This window comes from Candidatus Berkiella aquae (genome assembly GCF_001431295.2).
Lineage (GTDB): Bacteria > Pseudomonadota > Gammaproteobacteria > Berkiellales > Berkiellaceae > Berkiella > Berkiella aquae.
The window spans coordinates 3,225,408-3,251,556 of record NZ_LKAJ02000001.1 but is presented as its reverse complement, the minus strand read 5'-3'; the positions used below and the strand labels follow the sequence as shown (position 1 = coordinate 3,251,556).

Here is a 26,149-nt window from a genome sequence, read left to right as displayed (position 1 = left end):
CTATCACAAAGCTAGCTAATAGTCCCCAAGAAACGATTAAAACATTCTGCCACTTGCTGTGAGTCATCAAGATGGACATGGTGCTCGCCTGGAATGGTCATGATTTTCGCATGTGCTACGGCATTCACGCGACCTTGCATTAAATCATCTGGGAAAGGATAGCCATTAAAGGGACGCACTAAACAAAGTGGTGAACTGATTTTACTCAAAAAGGCGAGCACTTGTTCTTCAGTGAGTGAGGTAGGGAGTGGCATTAACAACCGAGGATCGGTTCGCCATGTCCATTGTTGGTTATCAAGTTGTTTCAAACCGCGTTCAACAATATGGGCACACGATTGCGCTTTCATCGCATTGACTTTTAAACGCGCATTTAATGCATCTTGTACCGATGAGTATTGTGGGGCAGATTTAAATGGAATAGTGACCATTTGTTCAAGATAAACACCGAGTTGAGATGGGGCGATTTGAGCCGCTCGAGAAAGAGGACCTAATGCATCAACGAGTAAGGAATATTGTATTCTGGAAGGAATAGCGCCCGCAATGAGGCTGGCTATGCAAGCGCCTAAAGAATGGCCAAGCAATGCAAAGCTATCCCAACCTAAATGATTGGCGACAGATACACTATCAATGACCATATCAATTAAATGAATAGGACAAGCCATAGGCTTATGAGATGAAAAACCATGTCCTGGAAAATCGATGGCAACAATATGAGAGGTTTTCAGTAATGGTGCTAATCTATCAAAAGTGCCCGCATTATCTAACCAACCATGCAATGCTAACGTTGGTGTACCGCGATTTTCATTCCATATTTTGGCAGCAATGATTTGGCCATTAATTTCAAAAGTGGTTTCTTTGACCGACATTATTTTGTTTCCTTAGGTAACCATTCTACCAACCAAGCAGGGAATTGTTTGGGGTTTTGTATCCGAACTAATTTATATCGATTATGCGCACCGCTCTCAATGGTGACGTGGCTTGTGGGTACCTTACAATGTTTTGCTAACCATGCCGTTAAATGATCATTTGCTTTATTATCAGTGGCAGGAGCGGTTATTTGGATTTTAATGGCGTTTTGAAATAAGCCAATGGCTTTGTCAGCTGCTGCTTTAGGTTGAATATAAGTATAAAGCAGCAGATCATTTTTATCCCAACGCGCAGTTTGGTGATGCTTCATTAGCGTGTTGCAAGTCGAATGCCTGCTTGCATGAGTGGATCGGCAAACAGAATAATCAGAAGCTCAAGCGCAATCATCACGGGAATTGGCGAAATATCGAAACCACCAATTTGTGGGATATATCGTCTTGCTGGTCGCATTAAAGGTTCAATGAGCCGTTGCAAAATAATGGTAACAGGGGAATAGGCAGTAGGCGCGATCCAACTTAACAACACATTGGCTAAAATAGCGTAGAAAAATAAATTAATGGTTAATACACTGATGTTGCCAACAGACCAAACCATTAATCCAACAGGGCCCGGAAGCTTATGCATGCTAACTAAGGTGATTAAGGTAATCTTGAGCAACGTTACCAGGATGATGGCAGTAATCGTTGCAAAATCGATACCCCACAAGCCTGGAATAAAACGGCGTAAAGGAACCACGATGGGGCTGGTTGCTTTAACGATGAATTGTGTCAATGGGTTGTAATAATCGACACGTAGATATTGCAAAATAAAACGCAGTAATAAGACAAAGAGATAAATATCAAATAAGGATTGGATTAAAAAGCTGCCGGCATTTTGTAAAGGGCTCATAAAATCTGTATCTCTTAATCAAATGTTCTACTGAGGGTTTTGCCGCGTTCAAAGGCGGCAGATAGCATCTGCTTTAAAAGCTCGGCTATTTTACCATCTTTTAGGACTTTGATCCCCTGCTCGGTTGTCCCCCCTTTGGAAGTGACTTTCTGGCGTAAGACAGAAGGAGATTCGGTGCTATTTTGTACCATCATTGCAGCCCCTAGGGCTGTTTGAAAAGTAAGTTTTCTAGCATCTTCTTCTGATAGACCTAATGATACCCCTGCTTCAATTAAGCACTCTATAAAATAGAAAAAGTAGGCAGGGCCTGAGCCTGAAAGGGCCGTGACAACATCCATGAGAGATTCATCCGACAGCCAAATAATTTGTCCCACCGCTTCAAATAGCTGTGAAACCATTGCTTGCTGAGAAGCATTAACGAGGTCGCTTGCGTAGAGGCCCGTGATACCTTGTCCTAATAGTGCAGGCGTATTTGGCATTGCGCGCACAATCGGGCAAGGTGTTTGTTTTAACCACGTTGCAATTTGTTGCGTTGTGATCCCAGCGGCAATACTAATCATCAAAGGGCGATGAGATTGTAAATGAGCACTTAATGCTTCGATAATCGATTTCATTGAATTAGGTTTAACGGCTAACACGAGGATATCCACATTGGTGGCAATGGTCGCATTTTCCTCTGCAGTGTTAAGACCCAGTGCTGCCAGGGGCTGTAAATGCTCAAGATGATGATCGCTCACCCATAATGTGTTCGGTAGCAATCCCTGTTTGAGCAACCCATGAATGAGACAGCTTCCCATATTGCCCGCGCCAATAAAGCCAATTCGTTGTTGTGATGTCATCGTTTTAAATCTCGCGTGGTCCAAAGATCCCGGTGCCAATACGAACCATGGTAGCACCTTCTAAAATGGCTGCATCGATATCGTGCGTCATACCCATTGATAATGTGTCCAAGTTAGCACCTTGTTGATTACAGTGTACCAATAAAGAATGCAATGCTTGGAAATAAGCACGTTGTTCTGTTAATGCCTCAACTAGCGGGGGTAAGACCATTAAACCGCGTAATCGCAGATGGGGTAAATCTTGAATAGGCTTGAGCAAATTCATAAGCTCACTGGCATAAATGCCGTTACGTTTGGGATCATCTTCCATTTTAACTTGTAAACAAATATTTAATGGGGGCATTCCTTGGCGATGTTGTGATAATAGTTGTGCTTCTTTAAGACGACAAACGGTATGTACCCAGCTGAAATTTTGTGCAATCTCAAGGGTCTTTTTTGATTGAATAGTGCCGATAAAATGCCAAAGGATGTCTGTTGGTAGCAAGGTTATTTTGCTGAGTGCTTCATTGAGATAGTTTTCACCAAAGTGATGCTGCCCTGCAGCATAAAGCTTGGCAATTTGATCAGCGGAATGGGATTTACTCACTGCAATAAGCGTAACACTCTCTTTGTTTCGCTCGCACTGCTGACAAGTCGTTTCAATCCGATGTTGGATGTGATGAAGATTAGCTACAATATCAATCATGGCAGTACTTTGAATTGAATAGCACACAGAGTCAAGAGAGGCTTAAAGGAGAATAAAAATGGATATGAATGAATTGCTGACGTTCAGTATACAAAATAAAGCCTCAGATTTGCATCTTTCTGCTGGATTGCCTCCGATGATTCGGGTGGATGGTGACATCAGACGTTTAAATGTTCCCGCACTTGATCATAAATCAGTCCATACCTTAATTTACGATATCATGAGTGATAAGCATCGTCGTGATTACGAAGAGTTCTTCGAGACAGATTTTTCATTTGAAGTGCCCGGGCTTGCGCGATTTCGTGTGAATGCATTTAACCAAAACCGCGGGGCTGCTGCTGTATTTCGTAGCATCCCTTCAAAAATATTAACTCTCGAAGATCTTGGGTTACCCAAGATATTTTCCGAGATTGCACAGTATCCACGTGGGCTTGTACTTGTGACTGGACCAACGGGTTCAGGTAAAACAACGACGCTGGCCGCCATGATTGATTATATCAATGCGAATCGCTATGGTCATATTTTGACCATTGAAGATCCGATTGAATTTGTTCATCAAAGCAAAAAGAGTGTGATTAATCAGCGAGAAATTCACACGGATACCAAGGGCTTTAGTGAAGCGTTACGCTCAGCCTTACGCGAAGATCCTGATGTTATCTTGGTAGGTGAAATGCGAGATTTAGAAACCATTCGTTTAGCCTTGACAGCGGCAGAAACGGGCCACTTGGTTTTTGGCACATTGCATACCACCTCTGCAGCCAAAACTATCGATCGTATTGTTGACGTTTTTCCTGGGCAGGAAAAAGACATGGTTCGCTCAATGTTATCAGAATCTTTACGGGCCGTGATATCTCAAACCTTGCTAAAGAAAGTTGGGGGAGGTCGATTAGCTGCGCATGAGATCATGATTTGTAATCCCGCTATTCGAAATTTAATTCGTGAAAATAAAGTCGCGCAAATGTATTCGGCGATTCAAACTGGACAAGCACAAGGCATGCAAACATTAGATCAAGCGCTTAAAGTATTAGTGGATAGTGGTAAAGTTGCGCGATTAGATGCTAAAGAAAAAGCGGTTAATAAAGAATCATTCTAAGCTACTGTAGGGCCGGTCACCGTTATATGCACTGCCGGCCATTTAATTAAGAACCTATATTCCTGAAACGAAATTACGCGGTAAATTATTAATAACATCAACAAAATGTGCTTCTACATAATCTGCAATTACACAAGTCGCTCCCCATTCTTGTAATTTATTCTTCGGATAATTGCTCGCGATACCAACAAAATCCCATTTTAGCGCATTCACCGCGTTGATATCCCAAGGGCCATCGCCGACATAAATGATGCGATTGAATTGTTCTTTTCGGTAAAATTGTTTTGCTTTATTGAGCGCTGATTCCATAATAAGCGTTCTGATTTCACTATCATCACTGGTGCTTAAGGGAATGTCACACCAAGCCGGTGCAACATGAGATAGTTTTAACAAGGCTGCCCGATGATAAGAGCCAGTTGCTACTGCAAGCGCTGTATTGGGAAGCGCTTGCAGTGTTTCTAATAAGGTATGAGCACCAGGAATTAATTGAATAGGTTCATGAGTAATAACCGCAGAAAAATTGGTAAAATATTGGTCTTGAATAGCATCACATTCTTCTTTGGTGGGGTGACGATTTAACGTTCGAGAAACGCACTCAATCAGAATGCCTTTGTCAGTCACATGTTGGTAGGTATGTAGATCACGATCGATTTCATTGATCCCCAAAACGGTGGTCACCGCTTCAATAAAACAATCCACTTCTTTAATATGGGATTGAATTAAAGTTCCGTCTATATCAAATATAATAAGATCCATCTGATACTCTTCCCACTTTAAATTTATGCTGTGTTGGCTGCGTTCGTTCATCCCAGTCATGCACTTATGTGTGCACTCCTGGGTTTCTCTCACTTGCCGCCTTGCCTAAATTCAAATTGGTGTGAGTATACCTCCTGTTGACAAAAAGTTTCATTGGAGCCTATTATACACCAACTCTCGGGGGGCGATAAATGATCGCTGAGATAATCCACGTTTTTGGATTGACCCGCTGAACCTGCACTGATTCATATCTGCGAAGGGAAGAGATTATGTCAACACATGCTATTCAATTTTTATTGATTTCCAACATCTTTTTCACTCCGTTACACGAAAATTCGAGCTAACAAGCACCTTGTTGAGCTAGTTTTACTATTGATTTCACCTTGAGGAGCGAAAGATGCTTGGCGATGAACTATTGTCTACAATTTTTTCCGATGATACCCATGGTAATGCAGAGAAAATATATCAATCGGGTGTTTTATTTAAAGAATTGCAAATTCCACAACAAAAAATGACTTTAAGTGATCAAAGCACATTCTTGAAATATGATGTCACGGGTGCTTATACTCAAAGTGAGTTTAATGTGCAAAATGGGTTACCTAAAGTACGAGCGTTAAATCAAAAAGATTATCGAAAAACCCAGCGCTATTATGCAAAACAAGGTGAAATTACCCCGGAAATAGAATATGCGGCTATTCGCGAGAATGTGCCACTTCAGCAAGTCATTGATAAAGTAACCTTGGGTCATGCGATTATTCCAGCCAATAAACATCATCAAGAGTTAGAGCCGATGATTATTGGTAGAGATTTTTTAGTGAAGGTGAATGCCAATATTGGTAACTCTCCTACAAGTTCTTCATTACAAGAAGAACTTGAAAAGTTATGGTGGGCACTTCGTTATGGTGCTGATACCGTCATGGATTTATCTACGGGTAAACACATTTCTGCTATTCGTGAACAAATACTACGTCACTCACCAGTACCCATTGGTACGGTGCCGGTATATCAAGCATTAGAAAAAGTGGATGGCAATCTGGGAGAACTTAATTGGCAAATCATGCGTGATGTATTAATAGAACAAGCAGAACAGGGAGTGGATTATTTTACCATTCACGCCGGTGTTTTGCGGGAGTTTATCTCATCCGCAAGTGAACGCTTAACCGGCATTGTCTCACGCGGTGGTGCGATTATGGCAAACTGGTGTTTGCAACATAAGCAGCAAAATTTTCTTTATACCCATTTTCAAGAGATCTGCGATATTCTGCAATATTATGATGTGACCATTTCGTTGGGCGATGGCCTTCGTCCTGGTTCCATTAAAGATGCTAATGATGAAGCGCAATTTGCAGAATTAAAGGTCTTGGGTGAATTAACACAAATTGCATGGAAAAAAGATGTGCAGGTAATGATAGAGGGACCTGGTCATATCCCCTTACATAAATTGGCTGAGAATATAGAGCGTCAACAAACCTATTGTCATGGCGCGCCATTTTATACCTTAGGCCCATTAGTAACTGATATTGCGCCAGGTTATGATCATATTACTTCCTGTATAGGTGCTGCGATTATGGGACAGTTAGGAACGTCTGTGCTTTGTTATGTGACACCGAAAGAGCATTTAGGATTGCCAAACAAAGAAGATGTGAAGCAAGGATTAATTGCTTATAAAATTGCTGCGCATGCTGCCGATGTTGCCAAAGGTCATCCGGGTGCACAAGCTTGGGATGATGCATTGTCTAGCGCCCGGTTTGATTTTCGTTGGGAAGATCAATTCAATTTAAGTCTTGATCCTGCCACGGCAAGAAGTTATCACGATGAAACCTTACCTCAACCGAATGCCAAGCATGCGCCATTTTGTGCGATGTGTGGCCCCAAATTTTGTTCCATGCGTGCTTCACATGCGATTAAATCATCATTAGCCTTGAGTAATGATGAGTGCACATAGAGTGTAGGGGAGTCATGTAGAGGGGGGAGAATCTCGTGAAGATTGCTATTGTTGGGGCAGGCATTGTCGGGCGCCTAATGGCTTGGCATTTATGTCAATATCATCAAATTCATTTATTTGATTCAGCAAAAACCCAAGAGCGAGAAACATGCTCAATGGCAGCGGGAGCAATGATAAGTCCCTATACGGAAATATCTGTGCTAGGAAAAGAATGGCTAGATAAAGCATTAGCTGCTTTAGATTGGTGGCCTCGTATTCTAAGTAGCTTACCCGCATCGGTTTATTATCAGTGTTCTGGTACCAAAGTGCTGGCCAACAAAGAACATCAATCTTTGCTTGAGCATTTTGTGATGAATATTCGGCATCAATTACCTCATGTTAGGTTTGAGCCTATTGAGCCAATAGATCAGCAAGTAGGTTGTATTTTTTCATCAGAGGCGCATTTAAATCCCAGGCAAGTGATGAAAGGCATTGCGCTTTACTTACATCAATATGGTGTACATTGGCATGAAGCGCGAGTAGAAGCAATCAATCCTTATGTCATTACCGTGCATAATCAAGAAAAATCGTTTGATTGCGTCATAGATTGTCGAGGGATAGGTGCCAAGCAACAAGTTGAAGCATTACGCGGTGTCAGAGGAGAAATGATTCTCTGTGAAGCGCCGCAAATCCATTTAACACATTCCATTCGTTATTTACATCCGATTTATAGCTGCTACATCGTACCCCAAGGTAACCATCAGTATATGATTGGCGCAACTCAAATGGAAAGTGAAAGTTTGCAATCGATTTATGCTAAAAGTGTGATGCAATTGTTAACCGGTGCAACATTAGTTGATCCTCGATTTAAAGATGCACACATTATTGGAACCAATGTCGGCTTACGTCCCGCAACGCCTCTGCAAGTGCCCTTTGTGTTAGATAGGCCAGGATTAAAGAGTTTAAATGGCTTTTTTCGACATGGCTTTTTATTAGCTCCTGCTGTAGTCGCTGAGGTAGCAAAGCAGTTACATTGAGGAAATATAGTGAATAAAATAAGTGTAAAAATCAATCAGCAAGTGCTTGACATTGCAGCAAATGAAACGCTACAGAAGCTATTGCAAGGCATGATACTCCCTTCAATTTATGCCATTGCCATCAATGGAAAATTTTTACCGAAAGAACAATATCTGCAATATCAGCTTAAACAAGGTGATGAAATTGCGGTGTTGACGCCGATGCAAGGAGGGTAAATGTGGAACTTGGCAGGGCATGAATGTCATTCACGATTACTAGTAGGAACCGCACAATATCCAACACTTGCTATTTTAGAGCAGGCTATTATGGCAAGTGGAACACAAGTGATTACCGTTGGGTTAAAACATGAAGATTTGAATCAATCCCAAGGACAATCTTTCTGGAAACGAATACAAGCACTTAATTGCAAGATTTTACCCAATACGGCAGGTTGCATGAGTCATGTTGAGGCGATAGAAGTGGCTAAGATATCGCAAGAGCTCTTTGAGACGAATTGGGTTAAATTAGAAGTCGTTAGCCCTCAATTGCATTTACAACCCAATCCATTTGAATTGGTCAAAGCCGCAGAAACGTTAAACAAACTTGGATTTCACGTCTTTCCTTTTTGTACCGATGATTTAGTGCTATGTAAGGCACTGTATGACAGCGGGTGTCAGATTGTAATGCCCTGGGGATCACCGATTGGTTCGGGAAAAGGGTTACTGAATATTTTTCAACTTAAGGCGCTTCGTCAACTATTACCTAAAGCCACGTTAATTATTGATGCCGGTATTGGAAGTCCGCAACATGCATTAAGTGCCATGCAATTAGGATACGATGGTGTTCTGATTAATAGCGCGATTGCAAAAGCTTTAGATCCGGTGATGATGGCGCGTGCATTTGCTTTAGCGATAGAAAGTGGACGTTTAAGCTATCAAGCCGGTGTCATGCCAGAAAGTGATTATGCGATTGCGAGTACCTCCTTAACACAAACCCTATTTGGGGCCTGACAATATGTTTGAATCTGAAAAATCTGCTAATAAAAGCATTGATGTTTGGACTATTGCCGGTTTTGATCCTTGCGGTGGTGCCGGCCTTTTAGCCGACAGGCAAGTCTTTACCGCTAATGGTTTAAAAAGTTATGCACTGATGAGTGCGCAAACCGCACAAAATGAGCACTGTGTTACCAAAGTGGATGCGATAGAGGTTTCGTTTATAACGGAGCAATTTAATTTATTGCGACAACATGGCTGGCCTAGGGTGATTAAAGTCGGTCTGTTACTCAATGTTGCGATGGTGCGTTGCTTGAGCGAATTATTGAAAAATTTTCCTGGTATTTTAGTTTATGATCCAGTGATGGTTGCAAGTAGCGGCAAGCCGCTGATGCAAAAAGAGGTTATTGCTGAACTGAAGTCATATTGGCTTTCACAAGTCAATATAATGACCCCCAATATTGACGAAGCTACATGCTTATCTGGTATTGCAATTTATTCTACCGATGATATGCAAAAGGCGGCTTATCAACTTTGTCATTTAGGTGTGCCTGAAGTGATTATCAAGGGGGGGCACCTAGGCGGTGAATGGGCACAAGATATTTGGTGTGATGGACAAAATCATTGTTGGCTCACCTTACCTCGACTGAGAGTGCCATCACTACATGGTAGTGGTTGTCAGTTTAGTGCAGCACTTGCCAGTGGTTTAGCGCTTGGTTTAGAGAGTCAGGATGCTTTTGTCTTTGCTAAGATGCAGATCCAACAAGCATTCACCATGCAATCTATTATCACTCACGTTCAGGAGTCGGCGGTTTATTTTCCTTGGTTAACGCAGAGTGCATTATTTGGACAACACCGCCCAACATGTAAACCATTACAACAATCACTCGGTTTTTATACCATTATCAATGATATTCGTTGGTTAACGAAACTGGAAGCTTGGGGAGTAAAAACAATCCAGTTACGTTTAAAAGAAGAGGATGCTCATCAGCGCGCTGGTAAAGTTGCCCAAGCCGTTAAACTGATTGATCCAGCAACGACGCAATTATTCATCAATGATGATTGGCAAGCAGCAATTAAATATAAAGCCTATGGCGTGCATTTAGGCCAAGAAGATATTAAGCAATGCGATATGAATGCCATTAAGGAAGCAGGGCTCCGACTTGGTATCAGTACCCATTCATTAAGTGAGCTCGCAAGAGCAAAAGCATATCAACCCTCCTATATTGCTTTTGGACCTATTTTTACAACTACATCAAAAGTGATGGCTTTCCCGGCGCAAGGGTTAACAAAATTGAAGCAATGGCGAAAATGGGTTAATGAGCCCTTAGTTGCTATTGGTGGGATTACGACAGCGAATCTTGAAACAATTTTAGCTTGCAAGGTAGATAGTGTTGCTGTCATTTCTGCTGTCACCAAAGCCGTTAATCCACAAAAAGCTTGTCAACAATTTTTGTCTTCTTTCTCAGCGAGGACATAAATGCGTTATCAGCGACAAATCGCCTTACCTGAAATGGGTCAAGAAGGTCAACTGCGCTTACAGCAAGCTCGTATTCTTTGTGTGGGAGCTGGCGGTTTAGGAAGCCCTGTGCTCTTGTATCTTGCTGGTGCGGGTGTGGGACGAATAGGCGTGATGGATGCAGATAAGGTTGCATTACATAATTTACAAAGGCAGGTGCTTTATACCGAAGCCGATGTTGGTAAAATAAAAAGTACGACAGCGATTTCACATCTTTTAGCATTAAATCATGATATTCGTTATGATGATTTTCCAGAATTTATTCATCATGATAATGCTTTGGAAAGACTGAGTGTTTATGATTTTATTCTAGATTGTACCGACAGTATCCAAGCTAAGCTATTATTGAATGATGCCTGCCATCAACTGCAAAAGCCGCTTATCAGTGCTTCGGTGGAGGCTTTTCGCGGGCAGTTAATCACCATTTTGCCGCCCAATAATGGCTGTTTGCGTTGCCTTTTCCCAGAATTGACGCAAGCTTCGATGTTGACACGTTGTGAAACATCCGGCGTATTAGGTGTGGTGCCGGGTATTTTAGGTATGCATCAAGCGCTGGTTGTATTGAAATGGATTCTGCAATTAGAAGAAAAAGGCTTAGGTCAGGTTTATCATTTCGATGCATTGAGTCAAAGATCTGCAAACTATCAATTAGAGCCCAACCCATCCTGCATTTTATGTACAAAAAAGCAGAATTTTGCTACGCTATGGGGCAAAGATTTAGCTGCGAAGGGTCAATTGGAGAAACACATGCAGTCACACCAGATCACGGTCCAAGAATTAGCACAAAAATTAAATAATCAAGAATCCTTTTTTTTACTTGATGTGCGCAATCCTGATGAACATGCTCAATTTAATATTGGTGGGCACCTGGTTCCGCTAACACTTCTACCTGAATCTTTAGCGCAAATTCCAGATGATATGCCGATTGTGATCTATTGTCGCTCAGGTCATCGTAGTCAATTGGCCTTAGAATTTCTGCAACAGCAGGGTTTTAGTGATGTCAAAAATCTTATCGGTGGCGTGCTAGCTTGGCAGCAGGCAGGGTGAAGGCGTAATCAAAAGCTCTTTAACCGGCATGGTATGAGTCGTTACATTGAGCCAAATATTCGCAAGTTCAGAAACACTGCCTTCAAAACAACCAGGCTGAGCATTTTGGCTTGCCAGACGATGAGGGATCCCCCAATCTTCAAATAAAGGTAAAGCGGCAATCACATTGGCTGGCATGCCTTGAATCAATATTCGTGAGGGACAAGGTTTAAAGGGAAATTGTTCTGCTTCAATCAAAATAAGCCCATGAAAAGCACGTCGGTATTTTTTTAGATAAAAAATAAGCGCATTCAATCCATCTTCTTGTGCTTGAAGAAGATAAAAAGCATCTTGTGTTGGAGCAGCTAATGGCTCTCCAAGAAGAGGGGATAAATGTATTTCTTTCATACCCAGTATATCAGCCTGTTGGGTCATCAAGCTGATAGCGTCTGTTTGAGTGGCTAAAAGATAACAAGGATGTTTTTCTTCCAAGATAACATAGTGACCAGGAAGTGCCATTGAAGCAATCGATGGTGCATGAATGGTTATTTCGTTAAAACCATTCACAAGGGGTGTCACTTGTGAAATAGGGTAAAGATCACATTTCATGCACAATAGCGCCATCAATGAGCGTCATCACTGCTTGACCAGCAAGTTCCCATCCTTTGAAAGGTGTATTTTTGCCACCGCTTTGTAATGAGGCATCATTGATTTGATGGATGCGACTGGGATCGATAATGCAGATATCGGCTTTCGCACCAATAGATAGCGTTCCCACCGGCAAATGGAAAATATGAGCGGGTTGATAGGTAATAGCACGTAAGAGCTTATGTAGATCTAAACCCTGTTCATTGACCAAACGCAGACCTAATCCTATAAAGGTATCAATGCTAGACATGCCAGGTTCTGATTCTGCAAAAGGAGCAAGCTTAGCAACGCCGTCTAGTGGACGATGATCTGAACAGATGGCATCGAGTGTACCATCTTGCAATCCTGCTAGTAATCCTTCTTTATCTTTAATACTTCGAAGTGGTGGGTAGACATGACAATTCGCATCGAAGGTAGCAAGATCCATTTCCGTTAAATGTAAGGAATGCATCGCGCAATCTGCGGTAATCGCAAGGCCTTTTGCTTTGGCTTGTTTAATGAGAGCAACAGCCTCTTGACTGGAAAGACAAGTAAAATGCGCTCTCACACCACAATCTTGGATTAATTGACAATGTTGTTCAATTGCAATGGTTTCAGCAATGGTTGGGATCCCTCGAAGGCCTAAACGACTTGACATTATACCTTCATGAACCACCCCTCCTTTTGCCAATGAGGGTTCTTGTGGTTGGATGACAATTAATAAGTCAAAGCTTGCCGCGTATTCATAACAATGGCGTAGGATGCTGAGATCTTTAATGGGTTGCATCGCTTGACTGAGTGCGATACAGCCACCTTTTGCTAATGCACTCATATCGGTCATTGATTCACCCGCTAATTGTTTAGTAAGTGCGCCTATAGGATATAAATGAGGCAAATGCTTATCAGATTGTTGTTTTAAGCGTGAGACGTTAGCTTGTGTGTCAATAATTAAATCGCCATCGGGCGGAATGCATAAGGTCGTAAATCCGCAAGATAATGCGGCTTTTGCTTCTTCTTGTAGCGTGCTGCCATGAGGATGCTGTAAATGAGGCCTGCAAGTACTATCGACTAATCCAGGAATAACCCACTTTCCTTTTGCATCAATTATTGTATCAGTAGGCGCGATTTGCGTTGAACCTATTTGCGTAATGATGCCATTATCGATAGTCATATCCGTGATTTTATCAAGTTGATTTGCCGGATCGATAACGCGCCCGTTTTGTATGATTATTTTCATCATTAAGCTCTTTTATTATTTTCCATTAAAAGAGACATCACAGCCATTCGGACTGCAATGCCATTGGTAACTTGATCCAAGATAACGGCATTCGGGCTATCTGCTATATCAGATTGAATTTCAACGCCACGGTTGATTGGCCCCGGATGAATAATAAGTGCATTTGGATTAGCAAGTTGTAAACTCTCGGAAGTTAATCCATATTGGCGATAGTAGGCATTGCCTGCAGGGATTAAACCATTTTGCATGCGTTCTGTTTGTAGTCTTAACATCATAATAATATCGACATTTTTTAAGCCTTCTGCCAAATTATGGAAGACTTCAACACCAAATGACTTGATTTCTTTGGGTAGTAATGTTTTAGGACCGATCACTCGGATTTCGCCAGCTTGCAGAGCTTTGAGTGCGTGGATTTGTGAGCGAGCTACTCTAGAATGTAAAATATCACCAATGATTGCAATGGATAATTTTTTAAAATCTCCTCGATGTTTGCGAATCGTATACATATCTAGCAAAGCTTGGGTTGGATGTGCATGACATCCATCTCCGGCATTAATGACAACACCGCGAGGGTTAATATGCTCTGCCACAAAGTGTGAGGCGCCGCTTGCACTATGGCGTACCACAAATAACTGGCATTGCATGGCTTGCAAATTCCGTACGGTATCGCGTAATGATTCACCTTTAGCGGTAGAAGAGTGCGAAATATTCAGATTTAACACGCTAGCAGACAGTCTTTTAGCGGCTAATTCGAATGTTGAACGGGTTCGAGTACTCGCTTCAAAAAACAAATTCGCTAAGGTTTTTCCATGGAGATCGGTTGTTTGAATAATATCACCCGCAGGGGTGAAAAATTGTTCTGCTTTATCTAAAATGGCAAAGATATGATTAGCGCTTAAACCTTCAATACTCAATAAATGACGCAGTTGGCCGTGATTATCAAACTGTAGACTGTGGGGTTGCATGTAAAGAAAATTCCTTTGTGCGATTGAGAAACGATTCTAAAATGATGGCTGCAGCCATGGCGTCAGAATCGGTATCTTTTGAATAGTGGTGTTGCTGTTTGAGAATGTGACTCGCAGCAACACTGGTTAATCGTTCTTCAACAAAATGCACTGGCAATTTAAAGCGCTTACGCAATGAATCACCAAATTGCCGAGCTTTGAGACTGGTTGCAGAATCGCTGCCATCAGGCTGTAACGCTAAACCAACAACAAGGCCATGTGGCTCCCATTCTGTGATAATTTTTTGTACTTGATCCCATTGCGGAATACCTTGTCGTGCTTTAAGGGTTATCAAAGGCGTTGCTGTTTGTGTGATAGCTTGCCCTACCGCAATTCCAATATATTTGGTGCCGAAATCGAAAGCCAAAAATGTTTCAGGCATGACCAACTTCATGTGAAACACAGTCCATATCAACTCCCAGCAAAGCACCTGCCGCTCGCCAGCGGTTTTCAGGTAGAACATCAAAAAGTACTTGAGGATCTGCAGGACCACATAACCAAGTATTTTGCGCAATCTCTCGTTCTAATTGGCCACCTTCCCAGCCGGCATAACCCAGCGCAATAATGGCGTCTTTAGGACCTTGATGGTTTGCAATTGCAAAGAGGATATCTTTTGAAGTGGTAATACTGATAGCTTTGGTTAATGCTAAAGAAGATTCCCAAGCTTGCAGTGAAGAGCGATGAATCACAAAACCTCGTTCTTGTTGTAAAGGCCCCCCTGCTAACACAGGAGTTTGTGAAATATTATCATCGTCTGTGGCAATATTCATATTTTGTAAAACATCACCTAGATGGATACTCAGGGGTAAATTGATCACGATACCCATGGCACCTTCGGGTGAATGTTCACAAATGTAAATCACCGAATGGGTAAAATGAGGATCTGCCATATTTGGCATGGCAATTAGAAAATGGTCTCTTAAAGAAGTATATACACTCATTTCAACATCCTTTAGGGACAAAATATCACGCCCCTATTTATGTCATCTTACTATGTTCTTAAGTCCGAGGGTAGCCCATTAAGAATGGGAACTAAAACTATTGCCTCTAAACTGCCAAGTGCGAATGATTTCGAGAACATCGATATCATTTGCAATATTTGCTGGAAGGGGGTCAAAAGGCGCTGCCATTTTAACAATGTTAATGGCGCTTTGATCAAGTAATTCAGAGCCAGAAGATTGCCGTAAGTGGATTTCATGGATCGTACCATCCCGATTAATCGCAACAAGGAGGCGAAGATTACCACAAATATTATTCTTTAATGCATCGGCAGGATAATGATCATTGCCAAATTGCTCTACATAATTTTGCCAGTGGCTTAGGTAGTCTGCATCTTGGGGTAGATGGGCTGCGGCAGAAATAGTGCGTTTTCGTAGGATTGGCTGTTTTGTTAGGCTCTCAGCAGTAGAATAATTTTTTTCACTAACTTCCAAACGGGGATTGTGCGAAGCAATATTTATAATGACGCTATTACTGGTATTAGAGCTAGCTAAGTCTGACAGTTCTTGTAATGCCTGCATGGCTTCATTTAATGGCAAGGCAGGATTCAAATGAAAGCTCATCACCAGAAAAAGTACATGCAGAATTCCAGCTAACCAGAATATTCTGACAAAACGACGACGATCATGAAGGTTGAAATGGTTTGCCACAATCTCTTAGCCAAGTAGCGATGTCTGTTATTTAGTCTACCTTAAGATAGCTTTTGACAAAACTGCTTGGCTAATAACGACTATTATTATGTTAGATAGAAAAGATAGGAATGTACTATGTCGCAGGAAGTGACGCCAACACCTTTTGCTGTGCTTGTCGAAACAGAAAAAGCGATTCGTTCATTATTGAAAAAAAGTCCACCCGAAACAGAGCCTCATGATGATTGGTTAGGGTTGGCCTTTTTATCAGGTGATCAGGTGTTATTAACGCCCTTAGACGAAATTCATAGTATTTTATCGATTTCAACTTTTGCTTATATACCTGGTGTTAAACCATGGTTGTTGGGAATGGCAACATATCGGGATGATATTTTTCCAGTAACCGACTTAGCCGGTTTCATGGGGCAAAAAAAATCATCTTTAACGAAACATACTCGTTTACTGGTCATTGACTATCAAGGCGAAAAAGCCGGTTTAATGGTCAATCGGGTGATGGGTTTGCATCGTTTACCTAAAGAGCAAAGATTCAATAAATACCAGATGACGCAAGATTCCTTATATGAACCTTTTCTTATTGGGCACTCAGTTGATATTAATACGACCCTACCCATTATTAGTTGTAATGCAATAGTGAATCATCCTCGGTTTCGTGATGTCTTAGTCAAAGTAGAGGTACTCAATGACCTTCATTGAAAAAGATCCAAATGTTCGCCCTGGGTTCAAGCGCGATTATGTGTTAGCGGGGATTTTGTTGGTTGTTAGCATTTTATCGATGTTTATTAACTTTTGGTATGTGAGTGTACAAGACGAGAATGATAAGAATTTTATGGCGGTTGCGGGAGAGCTGCGCATCTTGTCACAAAGTATTGCTAAATATGCGAGTAACGCAGCAGATGGTATCCAAGATGCTTTTGAATTATTAAGACATCGACGTGATGAATTTGATAGTGATTTAGAAATTTTGACTAACGGTGATCCCAAAACGGGCGCACCAGCAACGCCACTAAAAATTCGTCAACGCGAATTATTGCGCTTGGAAGAAACATGGAAACCGTTACGTGAGAAAGTAGATGCTATTTTAACAAGACAAACATCATTGTTAGAGCTTCATCAGATTTCCTCGAATTTGAGTAAAACGATTCCTCAGTTGCAAGTAGAATATGACAAGGTTATTGATATTTTACTAAAAAATAATGCACCAGCCGATCAGGTTTCAGTTGCCGCACGGCAAAAATGGATTGCTGAACGTATTATGCGCCATCTTGATAAAGTATTAGAAGGTGGACAAGATGCAGTTGAAGCTGCAGATGCCTTCTCAAGGCAGGCTAATCTATTCGGCAATTATTTAAACGGCATGAGAGAAGGGAATTCGGCTTTAGGAACCACTAAAGTAACCGATATCGAAGCACGAAAAATCCTCGACTCAATTAATGAAAATTTTAGTTATGTTGAAGAGAACGTAAAGCAAATTATTCAAATTTCAGAGCAATTGCTCATTGTACGTAATGCTTCATATGATATATTCTTGGGCAGCCAGAATTTGCTAGAACAGTCGACAGAGCTGTTAAAAGCCTATGGCAAAGCTTCCGAGAAACGCATTATTGGTCCCGTTTCTGGTTACGTACTAGGTGCTATTTGTATCTTGCTATTTATATGGATGTCATATCAAATTTATGCAGATACCAAGATAAGCTTAGCAAAAACTGCAGCACAGCATCGAGCCAATCGAGCAGCGGTATGGCGTTTGCTGGATGAGCTGGCAAATTTAGCAGATGGTGATTTAACCGTTCATGCGACCGTTGGAGAAGACATTACTGGAGCTATTGCGGAATCAGTAAATTATGCCATTAATGCACTTAGAAAGTTAGTTTTTACTATTAATGCAACAGCCGTTCAGGTTTCTTCGTCAGCGCAAGAAGTACAATCAACCGCACGGCATTTAGCCGAAGCCAGTGAAAATCAAGCAAAAGAAATTGTGGGAACTACTGCTGCAATTAATGCGATGGCAGCTTCGGTTGAGCACGTTTCGTCAAACGCAACAGAAAGTGCAGAAGTTGCTGGAAAGTCAGTAAACATTGCCAAAAATGGGGTAACCATTGTGCAAAATACGATAAGTGGGATGGAGCGCATTAAAGGACAAATTCAAGAGACTGCAAAACAAGTAAAACGCTTGGGTGAAAGTTCGCAAGAAATTGGGGATATTGTTTCTTTGATTGATGATATTACCGATCAAACCAATATTTTGGCGTTGAATGCAGCAATTCAAGCCGCAATGGCAGGAGAGGAAGGGCGTGGATTTGCGGTTGTGGCAGAGGAAGTGCAGCGTTTAGCAGAACGCTCAAGCCATGCAACCAAACAAATTGAAACGCTGGTACATGCTATTCAGAACGATACCAATGAAACAGTTAAATCAATGGAACAAACTACAACCGAAGTGGTACAAGGTGCAAGATTAGCGCAAGATGCCGGTGTTGCATTAGAAAAAATAGAAAGCGTTTCATTTCATCTTGCAGAATTGATTCAAAATATTTCTAATGAAGCACAACAACAAACAGTTAATGCAAGTAAGATCTCAAGAACGATGGGCGTGATTCAAGAAATTACCACGCAGACTGCATCAGGAACTTTAGCAACAGCGACTTCGATTGGACAGTTAGCGGAGCTAGCAATTGAATTAAGAGATTCAGTCGCAGGATTTAAACTGCCTGTTATTGAGGAAGAACAAGAGATGAACATTGGCTCTGAATCTCAACAAGCAGTAAATTAAGAGACTTATTGGGTTTATATGATGGAACAAGATGATGAACTAATCCAAATCTTCATCGAAGAAGCCCATGATCTATTAGAGGCAATCAATCATTTTTTACATGACTGGTTTCAAGACGTTAATAACAAAGAATATCTTACCTCCATTTTGCGGGAATTACATACTTTCAAGGGTAGCTCTCGAATGGTTGGCCTCAAAGGGATTAGCGAATATACACACTCACTTGAGCAATTCATTCAAAAAATATCTCAGGGTGATATTGATGTTGATGATTCACGGTTAAAAGAAATTCGTAAATTTTTTGATTATCTGCATTGGTACATTGATAGTTATTCGCAACACAAATGTTTCCCTGAAAATGAAGTGCCAACAGATTTAATTAAGAAATCATTGAATGAAGCGCCCGCTGTCTCTATTGAAAAAATAATGGGCTTAACGAATGAGGTCGAAGCAGAAGAATCAACACATACTAAAAAAGTAAAGAAGCAAGAAAATCCCATAGAGACCATTCGCATAAGAGCCGATCTGTTAGAAAAATTTAGCAATTTGGCAGGGCGCATTAATGTTGCTAGATCGCATCTTGAGCAGCAAGTGAAGGGAGCAAATGAATATCTTATCGAATTAACCAAAGAAATAAGACTTGTGCAAGAAAACATGAAAAATATTGAAGTAAGAGCAGATGCAAATTTGCGATTATATCAAGAATCTGTTGTTGCCAAGAATGAAGATGAATTTGATATTCTAGAAATGGATAGATATTCCTCTTTACAACAATCGATAAGAATTCTTGAAGATAAACTGATTCAACTTGAAGACTTAAGTGAAATGGTCATTCAAGTGTTACGTAATGCCGAAAGTATATTAAACGAACAAAAACAGGCTGCCAAAACCTTGGAAGAAGGCATTATTCATACTCGATTAATTTCAATCGATTATGTTGTGCCAAGATTAGAAAGGATTGTACGTCAGGTTTCAGATGAATTAGGTAAAGAAGTTCATTTGAAATTTGCAAGGCTTGAAGGTGAAATTGATAGAAAAATTCTTGAACGCCTCATCTCGTCGTTAGAGCATATGGTTAGAAATGCAATCGATCATGGTATTGAATCACCAACGGTGCGAAAAAGAATTGGTAAGCCTGAGTTTGGTATCATTACCTTGTCGTTATTTCGTCAAGGTAATGAATTTATTATCCAGCTTGCTGATGATGGACATGGTATTGATACTGAAAAGGTAAGACAAAAAGCGATCGATAAATATTATTGGTCGCCTAAAATGCCGATGAGCAAAGATGATGCAATTAAAATGATCTTTTTATCTGGCTTTAGTACTAAAGATGAAGCGTCACAAATCTCAGGTCATGGTGTGGGAATGGATGTCGTCAATACCGAAATGAATAAGTTGGGTGGGGCTTTATGGATTGATACGGAGCTGAATAAAGGTACTCGATTTACGATTAGATTGCCATTCACTATTTCATTAAATCAAGCGTTAGTTTTTAAATTCTATAACCAATTTTATGCATTTCAATTGTCTCAATTATCAGGTGTCGCAAGAATCTCAAATGCTGAAGCTAAAAATCGGGTTCGTAATAAACAGCGCGCCATTCGCTATGCTGATAAAATTTATCAATTATATTTCTTGCCTGAACTATTAAGCGAAAATTTTAATGAAGACTATCGTAATAATAGTTATGCACTCTCTATTATTTTGCTAGAATCAGAAGCATGTAATATTGCTGTTGCAGTTGAAAAAATCGTCAGCAGCAGTGAAATCGTCATCAAACCAGCTGGTTCACAATTACAATTTGTCCGTGAAATTTCTGGGGTTTCCTTGCTAGGAGATGGGCAGATTGTTATCGTTTTAGATCCGCAATATTTAATGCAGCACGCATCGCAAATGGAGCAATATCATCTAACACCGGCTGATATAGCAATCGAGTCAAGTCCAAGACATGGATATGAGAAACCTAAAATTTTAGTGGTAGATGATTCTTATACGGTGCGGCAAGTGACGAGCAGACTTTTAAAGCGGCATCAGTATGAACCTTATCAAGCATCCGATGGTGAAGATGCGCTGACCATGATGGAAGATATCGTGCCAGATGTGGTATTGCTTGATATTGAAATGCCTAAAATGGATGGTTTTGAAGTGTTAAAAATGATGAGAGCATCTCCTAAACTGCAGTTAATTCCGGTGGTCATGATTACCTCACGCTCAGGGGAAAAGCATCGACTGCGAGCAGTGCAAGCAGGAGCAAATGCTTATTTGACAAAACCTTATTTGGAAGAAGATCTATTAATGTTATTAAAACGTTTTCATCATGGTGATGAGCATGATTGATTGTAATATCTTAGCATTTAAGGGAAATTATTATCTGTTGCCGACACTTGCGATTGCGCAGGCGATTATTTTGCCAGGCGAATATAACGTCAATATACATTCTCCCTTTTTGGGATTCTATGATTGGCAAAATCTTAAAGTACCTATCGTGACGTTTGATTTATTGCCTGTTCAAGGTAAGTTAAGACAACCCAAAATTGCTATTTTGCATGGCTTACCGCAAAACGGAAACCTGTCGATTTTGGCCACCTTATTTGATGGCAGAGCAAGGCGCATACAGCTAAACGAAGAAAATTTAATATGGGCCGATGAAAGTCAAATGCTTGCAACCGTAACGATTCAAAAAGAGAATATTGATGTTGTCATCGTTGATTTACAGAAATTAAGCATGCAAGCGAATCAATTAGCCATGATGAGTGTGACCCAAATCACCAAATAAACCTTGTAAAATACCCAGCGCAACAATGCCTGCAGTTTCGGTACGCAGTATTCGTGGCCCCAATGTGAATGGCGTAAATCCATCGGCACGTAACTGTTCTGTTTCTCGGCTCTCCCAACCACTTTCAGGCCCAATCGCTAATCGATATGCACCTTGAGTGGGTATACTACTCAAGGCTTTACCTTGTACAGTGTCGCCATATAATGAAGTTCCTGCAAATGCTTGTTTTGACCAAGTTGCTAAAGTCATGGGAGCCAAAATGGTAGGTAATATCGTGCGCCCGGATTGTTCACAAGCACTTTGTGCAATCTTTTCCCAATGTAATATGCGCTTATCGGTACGATCAGTTGGCAATTTTACCCCACAATTTGCACTGATTAAGGGGGTAATGCTTTTGACGCCAAGTTCAGTTGCTTTTTGAATAACCCAATCCATTCTGTCAGGGCGCGCAAGTCCTTGCCCTAAATGAAGCTCTAAAGGTGATTCGCGAGAGAGTTCATGAAAAGTTAATATATTCGCTTGGCTACGTTTTTTATCGGCTAATAAGGTTGCTTCATATTCGCCGCCTCTGCCGTTGAAAAAAATAACTTTATCACCATCACTTAAGCGTAAAACCGTGCATAAATAATGGCTGGTTTCTTTATCAAGCGATAAGCAAACGCCTTCATTCATCTCATGCGGGTAATAAACTCTGGGAATAAACATCTTTGAGATCTCAAGTCGATTTTAAATGGTAAGCGAATACAAGTTGATTAACTTATATTAGTTCACGCTTTGCGTTTCAATCAATATGGTGATCATCGCGCATTTTCGTTAAAAATCAAAGCATAAACGAATAAATGTGATTTTTTTAAATTATATTGAAAACTAACTTTTATTGATGTATAAAGCAATTCATGTCAGGAAGTTCGAATGATATTGATAAGTGATTATCAACAGAGTGAATGTTTGTCACAAAGGGGCCCAATAGGGTTGATATAGATAAGTAAGGTAACGCCATGCCAAGAAAACCATATGAAAAGAATTTAACACCCGAACAAATGTTAAAAAAGATTCGTAAATTAGCGCAAACAGATGCAGTGAAAGGTCGTGATTTTATTGGCAAAGAAATGCTCAAAGCAAACAAAGGTTACACCGATAAGCAAGCAGATATGTATATTTTGTCATTTAATGAAAAAGCAGGAACACCACAGGAACAGGACATCAGAAAGGCTCAAGAGGCAGCTAGAGCTGCAGTTTCACACGGACGAGAATGCCCCACTGAAGAATATCTCAAACGTAGAATGAAGTATAAGGATGCACAAGTAAAAGCGTATTTAGAGAAATATAATGCACTTGCGGGGACCATAGAAGACCAAAGATTAAGAAAAGCACGTAAAGCTGGGCAAGGAGCAGCATCGAATGGAAGTCCTTGTTTGACAGAAGACGCATTAAGCAATAAAGGATACACAGCAAAAGAAATTGAGTTTTATTTAGAGGGTTATCAAACCTCAAAAGGAACGGAAGAAGAACAAGCGCTAAGAAAAGCTCGAGTATTTGGTCATATAGAAGCTAATCTTGGTTATGATTGCTTAACAGAAAAATTTTTGCAAGACAAAGGATATACAACTAATCAAATAAAGACCTACTACGAAGCCTACAATGCATCAGTTAGCACGAAAGAAGGGCAAGCACTAAGAAAAGCTCGATTTTATGGTCAAACATTAGCGAGAGATGGGGCTGATTGTCCAACAGAAGAAGCATTGAAAAATAAAGGTTATAACGATGACGAAATTATGGCATATCAAAAAGGATATAAAGCGGTTGTAGATAATAAAGTTGAGAGGTCACTCGAAAAGGAAAAAGCACTTGATGCTAAACGGTTACAGCAATTTTTAGATGAGAATGGTGATGTAAGCGCTGGTTTCGATATTCCCGAATTATGGGGATATAAAGAAATATTGAACTCTTCCACTGCAGATAAAAAAGCATTGACTGCGTCGGAAGAAATTTTAAATGATAATGGATTATTATTTGCGTTCAACTCGCAAACTTCGACTCCATCGCTAACCGATTCCAATTTTCTTGCTCTATTTCCAGAATCTGAAAAAAATAGTAACCAAGAAACCTATTCACCCTTTTGAGATTAATTTGTAGAGATAACCACTATGCCAAGAGAAAACATACCCCAAAATTTAACACTTAAACAAAAGAAAATTCGCCAACAGCACAAGTAGCAGCTGCGCATGGTCGCACTTGTCCTAGTAAAGAAACGCTTATAGCAACTAGAAACTATACCGAGGTAGAGGTTGAGATATATCAAGAGGCTTATCGTACCTCCGCGGGTACCCAAAAAGAGCAAGCACTTAAAAAAGCTCGACGGTCTGGATGGGGCGCTGCTAACCATAAGCTCCCTCCCGCTCCAGAAGCAGAATTAATAGCGAGAGGTTATGACGATGACCAGATCACGGCCTATCGGGAAGGATATGAGACAATCATTTTTAACCAATAAATTCGAGCATTGGGAAAGAAAGAGCCGTCGTTAGCTGCTACACCATTAAAACAGTTTGTAGATAAAAATAATGATGTCTCATTTATGGCGCATGAAAAGGATGTGTCAATAGATTGTGTTTCAGATAATCAAGATCTCGTGAAGCAGAGTCAAATTTTCTTGCATTATTTCAAGAGCCTGAAGAGAAGAATAATTATGAAAAATATTCAATGTTTTAATGTTAAGCGGCCACTGCCATGCCAAGAAAGCTATATACAAATAAATTAACTTATGAGAAAGAGTGCTCATTCACTGATTCAGAAACGGATATAGAGGACATAGAGGATACGGATGGCGAAATGGTAGCACCTATTTTATTTTCGTCCTCTTATGCAAGTACTTCGATTTTGCATGTAAGTACGGCGTCGAATAGTCGCCCCTCTACAAAGAGAAACAATTTAAGTTAATTATTGCGAGTCATTTATGCCGAAACGTCAACTTGAGAGCACATCTTCCGCTGAGCCAGAACTAAAGCGGCGTCTGATAGAATCACAACAAACGCGTTATCAAACCATCAAGGATAATTGTGTTAAACCTGTAGTTAGGATAGGGGCCTGGTTGTTGAATAAAATAGCACAACCCTTTGTTGGGCAAGCCATTTATTGGGGAATGGACCTTCATTCATTGCCCGTAATGCTAGATAAAAAAGCGATCATTAATGATCTTTTTAAAGATAGCGTAGAACATTTAATTTTTAAAACCACACCGGAAAAAATCGAATACTTAAGAAAACTACTGGCACTTGGAGCTGATGCCAATTTAAAAATGGTTATAAAAACGCTTCCAGATGGAACTCAGCCCTATATCACCCCACTTAGCCAGGCCATTCTTAACAAAGATGAAAAGTTTTTAAAGCTGTTAGATGAATTTCACGTGGATTTATTCTCTCCAATAATGGGAAATTTAAATTATTCTGAGCAGCATTTTGATTTAAGTACTTCTTTAGCATTACTGGCCGAGGAAAAAATATTGCCTTTGCAGCATATGACCGGCAAAAAAAATCTTGATATTAGAAAACGTATTTCCCGTGAAACCAAATTGAAATTCCCTTGGATATATCAAAAAGGGACTGATGCATTGAAAGCTTACTATAAAACACTGCTGCAAAAGATACTTGAACAGGTGAAAATTTCTAAAGATCACAACAAAAAATTACTCATCCTGATCGGTGAGTATCATAATAATGCTCATGGTTTTCTTATGGAATTATTAGTTATTTTAATTGTTAACCGACATTGTAATGTGAAAAATGTTCATTTTGAATTAGATGAAACGCGTTTAAATTTGCTTAATAAAGCTGATGCAAAAGCTACCTACTTCCTAATACCCCAAGTCACATTCGGAACATGGAAATACTTAATTAAATTGACGAGAGAACAGCTAAAAGGAGAGGCCATTCCTATTGATACCCTCGTTTCATGCCTCATTACTGAGGATGAACTTAATGAAGAAAGAATGAAAAATCGAAATCAAAACATGATGTCTCATTTGAATAAGAGTGATGATCCCGTAACGGTAGGTATCGTTGGAGCTGCGCATTTATTTGGATTGCAAACAGAATGTGATTTGAGTCAGTTTCATGTTTTCTCTATTTCAACAGTACCCGATTCATTTTTCAAACACGAGCTTCCTCCTTATATTGAAAAATGTAGAGATTTTTTGACAACAAAGGAAGTGTTCTCTGCTGCTAATTATCCTGATAATAATGTAGAGGCCAAAGTTTTTGAGAGCTTTTTGACGTATTCAAAACTCGTAAAAGTAGCAAACAAAATACATGACAATGAAGACTATGGAGCACCGTCAGCTGATGAACAGCTTAAATGTGACAGTGATCTCGCAGACGTTAGAAGTTTCAAAAAAGCGATTTAGCATGGATTTTGCGTTGCAGGAATATCTTTGCTGTTGAAATTCCTGCGCGCATACTGAGATCGTCACACTTCAAAGTGCAAC

At 40.4% G+C, this 26,149-nt stretch carries 26 protein-coding genes and 1 riboswitch; of the genes, 13 read left to right on the top strand and 13 right to left on the bottom strand.

Annotated elements, in window-relative coordinates; all coding sequences use genetic code 11:
* Window positions 1-11: 11 nt before the first annotated feature.
* From HT99x_RS14340 to HT99x_RS14320, 5 genes are read right to left on the bottom strand one after another with little or no spacing between them, the layout of a single operon-like run.
* Window positions 12-866: an alpha/beta fold hydrolase gene (locus tag HT99x_RS14340; protein ID WP_075065245.1), complete on the bottom strand. Its 855-nt coding sequence runs from the start codon at window positions 864-866 to the stop codon at window positions 12-14.
* Entirely contained in the window at window positions 866-1,177 is a 312-nt protein-coding gene (locus HT99x_RS14335) for a DUF167 family protein (protein WP_075065246.1), read from the bottom strand. Before HT99x_RS14335 ends, HT99x_RS14340 begins: the two co-directional genes overlap by 1 nt.
* Window positions 1,177-1,755: a YggT family protein gene (locus HT99x_RS14330; RefSeq protein WP_075065247.1), complete on the bottom strand. Its 579-nt coding sequence runs from the start codon at window positions 1,753-1,755 to the stop codon at window positions 1,177-1,179. Before HT99x_RS14330 ends, HT99x_RS14335 begins: the two co-directional genes overlap by 1 nt.
* 14 nt (window positions 1,756-1,769) lie before the next feature.
* Complete coding sequence (gene proC / locus HT99x_RS14325) at window positions 1,770-2,594, bottom strand: pyrroline-5-carboxylate reductase (RefSeq protein ID WP_075065248.1); 825 nt, start codon at window positions 2,592-2,594, stop codon at window positions 1,770-1,772.
* Between the two features lie 4 nt (window positions 2,595-2,598).
* A complete protein-coding gene (locus HT99x_RS14320) occupies window positions 2,599-3,279 on the bottom strand; it encodes a YggS family pyridoxal phosphate-dependent enzyme (protein ID WP_075065249.1) in 681 nt (226 codons plus the stop codon).
* 58 nt (window positions 3,280-3,337) lie between these two features.
* Between HT99x_RS14320 and HT99x_RS14315 the strand changes: the two genes are divergently transcribed.
* Complete coding sequence (locus HT99x_RS14315) at window positions 3,338-4,372, top strand: PilT/PilU family type 4a pilus ATPase (protein WP_075065250.1); 1,035 nt, start codon at window positions 3,338-3,340, stop codon at window positions 4,370-4,372.
* 54 nt (window positions 4,373-4,426) lie between these two features.
* Here HT99x_RS14315 and HT99x_RS14310 read toward each other — a convergent pair whose 3' ends face one another.
* Complete coding sequence (locus tag HT99x_RS14310) at window positions 4,427-5,128, bottom strand: HAD family hydrolase (protein WP_075065251.1); 702 nt, start codon at window positions 5,126-5,128, stop codon at window positions 4,427-4,429.
* Between the two features lie 168 nt (window positions 5,129-5,296).
* Window positions 5,297-5,407, top strand: a riboswitch (TPP riboswitch).
* Window positions 5,408-5,525: 118 nt separating this feature from the next.
* On the opposite strand from HT99x_RS14310, the gene thiC reads away from it, so the two are divergent.
* From thiC to HT99x_RS14280, 6 genes are read left to right on the top strand one after another with little or no spacing between them, the layout of a single operon-like run.
* On the top strand, window positions 5,526-7,073 hold the full coding sequence (thiC, locus tag HT99x_RS14305; protein WP_075065252.1) for a phosphomethylpyrimidine synthase ThiC: 1,548 nt from the start codon (window positions 5,526-5,528) through the stop codon (window positions 7,071-7,073).
* 35 nt (window positions 7,074-7,108) lie between these two features.
* Window positions 7,109-8,089 carry an FAD-dependent oxidoreductase gene (locus HT99x_RS14300; RefSeq protein WP_075065253.1) on the top strand — a complete coding sequence of 327 codons (981 nt, stop codon included), beginning with the start codon at window positions 7,109-7,111 and terminating at the stop codon, window positions 8,087-8,089.
* Window positions 8,090-8,098: 9 nt separating this feature from the next.
* Window positions 8,099-8,305 carry a sulfur carrier protein ThiS gene (thiS, locus tag HT99x_RS14295; RefSeq protein ID WP_083482786.1) on the top strand — a complete coding sequence of 69 codons (207 nt, stop codon included), beginning with the start codon at window positions 8,099-8,101 and terminating at the stop codon, window positions 8,303-8,305.
* On the top strand, window positions 8,306-9,079 hold the full coding sequence (locus HT99x_RS14290; protein ID WP_075065254.1) for a thiazole synthase: 774 nt from the start codon (window positions 8,306-8,308) through the stop codon (window positions 9,077-9,079).
* Window positions 9,080-9,083: 4 nt separating this feature from the next.
* On the top strand, window positions 9,084-10,541 hold the full coding sequence (thiD, locus tag HT99x_RS14285; protein ID WP_075065255.1) for a bifunctional hydroxymethylpyrimidine kinase/phosphomethylpyrimidine kinase: 1,458 nt from the start codon (window positions 9,084-9,086) through the stop codon (window positions 10,539-10,541).
* On the top strand, window positions 10,542-11,627 hold the full coding sequence (locus HT99x_RS14280) for a ThiF family adenylyltransferase (RefSeq protein ID WP_075065256.1): 1,086 nt from the start codon (window positions 10,542-10,544) through the stop codon (window positions 11,625-11,627).
* Here the strand turns inward: HT99x_RS14280 and HT99x_RS14275 are convergent.
* The 6 genes from HT99x_RS14275 to HT99x_RS14250 all read right to left on the bottom strand — a co-directional run bounded on the left by HT99x_RS14275 (window position 11,604) and on the right by HT99x_RS14250 (window position 16,123).
* Complete coding sequence (locus HT99x_RS14275; protein ID WP_075065257.1) at window positions 11,604-12,215, bottom strand: hypothetical protein; 612 nt, start codon at window positions 12,213-12,215, stop codon at window positions 11,604-11,606. The two genes, HT99x_RS14280 and HT99x_RS14275, sit on opposite strands and share 24 nt — an antisense overlap.
* Window positions 12,205-13,473, bottom strand: a complete 1,269-nt coding sequence (locus HT99x_RS14270; RefSeq protein ID WP_083482787.1) for an amidohydrolase family protein — start codon at window positions 13,471-13,473, stop codon at window positions 12,205-12,207. Before HT99x_RS14270 ends, HT99x_RS14275 begins: the two co-directional genes overlap by 11 nt.
* Complete coding sequence (locus HT99x_RS14265) at window positions 13,473-14,435, bottom strand: aspartate carbamoyltransferase catalytic subunit (protein ID WP_075065259.1); 963 nt, start codon at window positions 14,433-14,435, stop codon at window positions 13,473-13,475. The genes HT99x_RS14270 and HT99x_RS14265 overlap by 1 nt, the downstream gene beginning before the upstream one ends.
* Window positions 14,410-14,856, bottom strand: a complete 447-nt coding sequence (gene ruvX, locus HT99x_RS14260; RefSeq protein WP_075065260.1) for a Holliday junction resolvase RuvX — start codon at window positions 14,854-14,856, stop codon at window positions 14,410-14,412. The genes HT99x_RS14265 and ruvX overlap by 26 nt, the downstream gene beginning before the upstream one ends.
* On the bottom strand, window positions 14,849-15,415 hold the full coding sequence (locus HT99x_RS14255; protein ID WP_075065261.1) for a YqgE/AlgH family protein: 567 nt from the start codon (window positions 15,413-15,415) through the stop codon (window positions 14,849-14,851). The genes ruvX and HT99x_RS14255 overlap by 8 nt, the downstream gene beginning before the upstream one ends.
* A 78-nt stretch (window positions 15,416-15,493) precedes the next feature.
* A complete protein-coding gene (locus tag HT99x_RS14250; RefSeq protein WP_075065262.1) occupies window positions 15,494-16,123 on the bottom strand; it encodes a TonB family protein in 630 nt (209 codons plus the stop codon).
* A gap of 117 nt (window positions 16,124-16,240) precedes the next feature.
* Between HT99x_RS14250 and HT99x_RS14245 the strand changes: the two genes are divergently transcribed.
* From HT99x_RS14245 to HT99x_RS14230, 4 genes are read left to right on the top strand one after another with little or no spacing between them, the layout of a single operon-like run.
* On the top strand, window positions 16,241-16,816 hold the full coding sequence (locus HT99x_RS14245) for a chemotaxis protein CheW (RefSeq protein ID WP_075065263.1): 576 nt from the start codon (window positions 16,241-16,243) through the stop codon (window positions 16,814-16,816).
* Window positions 16,803-18,890 carry a methyl-accepting chemotaxis protein gene (locus HT99x_RS14240; protein WP_075065264.1) on the top strand — a complete coding sequence of 696 codons (2,088 nt, stop codon included), beginning with the start codon at window positions 16,803-16,805 and terminating at the stop codon, window positions 18,888-18,890. Before HT99x_RS14245 ends, HT99x_RS14240 begins: the two co-directional genes overlap by 14 nt.
* 18 nt (window positions 18,891-18,908) lie before the next feature.
* Window positions 18,909-21,230, top strand: coding sequence for a response regulator (locus HT99x_RS14235; protein WP_083482788.1), 2,322 nt, complete (start codon window positions 18,909-18,911; stop codon window positions 21,228-21,230).
* The gene (locus tag HT99x_RS14230; RefSeq protein WP_075065266.1) at window positions 21,223-21,669 is read left to right on the top strand and encodes a P-loop NTPase family protein; all 447 of its coding nucleotides are present in this window, start codon (window positions 21,223-21,225) and stop codon (window positions 21,667-21,669) included. Before HT99x_RS14235 ends, HT99x_RS14230 begins: the two co-directional genes overlap by 8 nt.
* On the opposite strand, the gene HT99x_RS14225 is transcribed toward HT99x_RS14230, so the two are convergent.
* Window positions 21,634-22,374, bottom strand: a complete 741-nt coding sequence (locus HT99x_RS14225) for a 16S rRNA (uracil(1498)-N(3))-methyltransferase (protein WP_075065267.1) — start codon at window positions 22,372-22,374, stop codon at window positions 21,634-21,636. The two genes, HT99x_RS14230 and HT99x_RS14225, sit on opposite strands and share 36 nt — an antisense overlap.
* Before the next feature lie 293 nt (window positions 22,375-22,667).
* On the opposite strand from HT99x_RS14225, the gene HT99x_RS14220 reads away from it, so the two are divergent.
* A complete protein-coding gene (locus tag HT99x_RS14220; RefSeq protein ID WP_075065268.1) occupies window positions 22,668-23,792 on the top strand; it encodes a BAR domain-containing protein in 1,125 nt (374 codons plus the stop codon).
* A gap of 830 nt (window positions 23,793-24,622) precedes the next feature.
* Window positions 24,623-26,068, top strand: a complete 1,446-nt coding sequence (locus tag HT99x_RS14215) for a hypothetical protein (protein WP_075065270.1) — start codon at window positions 24,623-24,625, stop codon at window positions 26,066-26,068.
* The last annotated feature ends 81 nt before the right edge of the window (window positions 26,069-26,149 follow it).